The 3573-nt window shown below is 75.5% G+C and carries 3 protein-coding genes and 1 pseudogene; all 4 read left to right on the top strand.

Annotated features, from left to right (window positions below):
• Positions 1-725, top strand: a pseudogene (locus EF918_RS33830) (hypothetical protein); the annotation flags it as partial.
• A complete protein-coding gene (locus EF918_RS33835) occupies positions 677-1543 on the top strand; it encodes an oxidoreductase (RefSeq protein WP_125652712.1) in 867 nt (288 codons plus the stop codon). The pseudogene EF918_RS33830 and the gene EF918_RS33835, both read left to right, overlap by 49 nt.
• Before the next feature lie 110 nt (positions 1544-1653).
• Positions 1654-2352, top strand: a complete 699-nt coding sequence (locus EF918_RS33840) for a GNAT family N-acetyltransferase (protein WP_125652713.1) — start codon at positions 1654-1656, stop codon at positions 2350-2352.
• Positions 2349-3573: ThiF family adenylyltransferase (locus EF918_RS33845; protein WP_185922054.1), on the top strand; the 1225-nt coding region annotated here is incomplete at its 3' end. The genes EF918_RS33840 and EF918_RS33845, both read left to right, overlap by 4 nt.

A 3573-nucleotide genomic window follows, 5' to 3' on the forward strand; every position in this document is an offset into this window, starting at 1 on the left:
CCCCGCACCCGCCGGACGGCCCTGCTGCGGGGTGCTGCCCTGGGCCGCCGTCAAGACGGTCCGGACCCTCGGGGGACGCGTGCGGCATCACCGCCGAGCGGTGGCGACGGGAGAGCTCCGACGGCTCCCCGGTGGCCGGAGCCCTGGCGAAGGTGGGCATCGACGTGACCGTCCTGGCCGCGGGAGCGGGCCTCTTCCTCGTCCTGGGCCTGCTGTACCGCTGGGGCCAGGTCTTCCCCCGCCGGGCGCCGGTCCTGGCCGGCCGCCGCGTGCCGCGGCTGCTGCCCCTGTCCCCCGCCTGGCCGACCGCCCTCGGCCTCTCCGCGTACGGGCTGCTCCTGCTGGCCTGCGCCCCGCTCGCCGCGGCCCGGCTCCCCCCGGCCCCGCAGCCCGACCCGGAGCCGGGCGGCACCGTCGCCGACCCCCTCCGGCTCACCGCCTTCGGCGGCGCGGCGTTCTCCGGCCCGGGCCTGGCGCTGCTGACGGCCGCCCGCTCGTACGCGCGCCGGACCCGCCCGGTCTGCGCCCCGGGGCCCGCCCGCCGTGCAGCGAGGCGCCCCAGGGCGGAATCGGCCACTCCGAACATTTCACTGTGCGCGGAGAAACCTGACACGAGGCACGTGATCACCGAGGATGCCCTCGCAGGCGCGACTCGCCCGACCCAGGAGGTCTCCTCATGCCCGCGCACGACACCTCGACCACGCCCGGCGGCCGGATCTGGCTGATCACCGGCGCCTCGTCCGGCTTCGGCCGCTCCCTGGCCGACGCCGCGCTCGCGGCCGGCGACACCGTCGTCGCCGCCGTACGCAGGCCCGAGGTCCTCGCGGAGTACGCGGCCGCACACGCGGGCCGCCTGGTGCCGGTGGCCCTGGACGTGGTCGACACGGCCCGGGCCGCCGAGGTGGTGGCCGAGGTGGTCGAGCGGTTCGGCCGGATCGACGTCCTGGTCAACAACGCCGGCCGCGGGCTCGTCGGCGCCGTCGAGGAGACCTCGGACGCCGAACTGCGCGACCTGATGGACCTTCACTTCTTCGGCCCCGCCGCCCTGGTGCGGGCCGTACTGCCGCACATGCGCGAGCAGAAGTCCGGTGCCGTGGTGCAGATGAGCAGCATGGGAGGACGGCTGTCGTTCCCCGGCGTCGGGGCCTACTCCGCCACCAAGTTCGCCCTGGAAGGACTGACCGAGGCCCTGGCGGGCGAGGTCGCCGCGTACGGCATCACCTGCCTGATCGTCGAACCCGGTGCCTTCCGCACCGGGTTCGCCGGGGCCGGCGCCCTGCAGAGCACGGCCACGGTCCTGCCGGCGTACGCCGACACGGTCGGCCCCGTCCGCACCGGACTGCCGGACTCGGACGGCAGCCAGGCGGGGGACCCGGCCAAGGCCGCCGCGGCCATCCTGACCGCCCTGGACGCCGAACGGACCCCGCTGCGGCTGGCCCTCGGCAACGACGCCGTGGACGCGATCCGTGCCCATGCGGACGCCGAGCGCGCCGATGCCGAGGCCTGGGAGGCCGTCGGCCGGGCGACCGTCTTCGACGTATAGCCGCGGCGTTCGGACGGCGCCCGTACCGCGGGGCCGGGTACAGTCGGCGCGCGCGACGACGGTGTCGCGCGCCGTCCCCACCGGAGCCGCACTCCCGACGAGGCCACCGCATGCACCTCATACAGTTCGCCGTCCGCCGGCGCGACCCGCTCTACCGGGAGTTCCTCCGGGGCCAGCAGGGCGCCTACGCCCGGCGGGGCCACCAGGCGATGGTGCGCTTCGGCACGGGCGACCCGCGGATCGGCGCGGACGAGCTGAGCTGCGTGGCGGCCGTCGACGACGGCCGTCTCGTCGGCGGGCTGCGCGTCCACCGTGGTGTGGCGGGGGAGTTACCGTCCGAGATCCACCTCGCCAGCGCCGAGGTCACGGCCGCCGTCGCCCGGGCCCGGGACCGGGGCGAGGCCGTGGCCGAACTGTCCGGAGCCTGGGTCGCCCCCGAGTGGCAGGGCCGCCACCTGGTCCACCTGCTGATGGCCACCGGCATCGCGGCCGCCGAGGCTCTCGGCGCGACGGCCCTCCTCGGCAGTTGCTCCGCCCGCCTGATGCCGACGTACGAGCGCACCGGCTTCCGGTGGCGCCGCGAACTCCCCCTGACCGACCGCCCGTTCCCCGGCGACACCTCCTATTTCGCCCTCGACCCGATCAGCGCCATGCGGGCACGGGGAGCAGGCCTGGCCTCCGTCCTGGCGCTGCTGGAACCGGAGGTGAGGGACGGTCAGGGAGCCGTACCCGAACCGGTCCTGCGCCGCTGCGCGGAGCGACTCGGCCTCCAGGTCTTCGCGTCCCCCCTGCTACCGAGGTGCTCATGACCCTGCACACGCGCATCCAGTCCCTCGTCGCAAGGCCGGAAGGCGGGTGGGACGGCGGGTGGGACGGCGGGCCGGGTGACGGACCCGGCGCCGGGGCGGGCGCGGAGGCGTTCCGCTGGCGCCCGGAGCTGTTCGACCCCGCCGACCCCGGGCAGCGGGCGGCCCTCACCGCGCTCCTCGACCGGGGCGACGCCCTGACGGTGCACGACACGCTCGCCGGGCAGCTCGCGGAGCTGCTCGCCACCCGGCGGCCGGCCTGGCGGCCGGATGCCGCCGCAACGGCCGAGGCCGTGGAGCGGCACCTCGGCGGGCGGCCGTCCTCGGAGTACGGGACCTGGGCGTGGTACCCGTGGTCGCGGCGGCTCGTCCACCTCCTGCCCGAGCCCGAGTTCCGCGCACTGCGCCGGTCCCGTAACCACTACAAGATCACCCCGGCCGAACAGGACCGCCTGACCGGCCGGACGATCGCCGTGGCCGGGCTCTCCGTCGGCGCCGCCAGCGCGTACACGCTCGCCCAGGAAGGCGTCGGTACCCGCTTCCGGCTCGCCGACTTCGACCGCCTCGACCTGTCGAACCTCAACCGGCTGCGCGCCACGGTGGCGGACATAGGCCTGCCCAAGGTCGTCATCGCCGCCCGGCAGATGTACGAGATCGACCCCTACCTGGACATCCGGATCTGGCCCGAGGGCCTGATCGAGGACAATGTCGACGCCTTCCTCACCGGCGACGGCGGGCCCGAGGACCGGGCCGACCTCTTCGTCGAGGAGTGCGACGACCTCTACATCAAGGTCTTCGCCCGGGAACGGGCCCGCGCCCACCGCATCCCCGTGCTGATGGAGACCAACGAACGCGGCATGCTCGACGTGGAGCGCTTCGACCTCGAACCCGGCCGGCCCGTGCTGCACGGACTCCTCGACGGTGTGCACGCCGCCGACCTCAAGGGGCTGCCCGTCCGGGACAAGGTGCCGCACGTCCTGCGCATCCTCGGCCCGGAGAACCTCTCCGACCGCATGGTCCCCTCCCTCATGGAGGTCGGCCACACCCTCTCCTCCTGGCCCCAGCTCGCCTCGGGCGTGGCCCTGGGCGCCGCCCTCGTGACCGACACGGCCAGGCGCGTGCTGCTCGGCGGGTTCACCGCCTCGGGGCGCTTCTTCGTCGACCCGGCGGACCTGATCCGCGACGACGCCCGGGCCCCGCTGGCCGCCGCGGCCCCACCGACCC

Origin of the sequence: Streptomyces sp. WAC06614, assembly GCF_003949795.1 — a bacterium.
Lineage (GTDB): Bacteria > Actinomycetota > Actinomycetes > Streptomycetales > Streptomycetaceae > Streptomyces.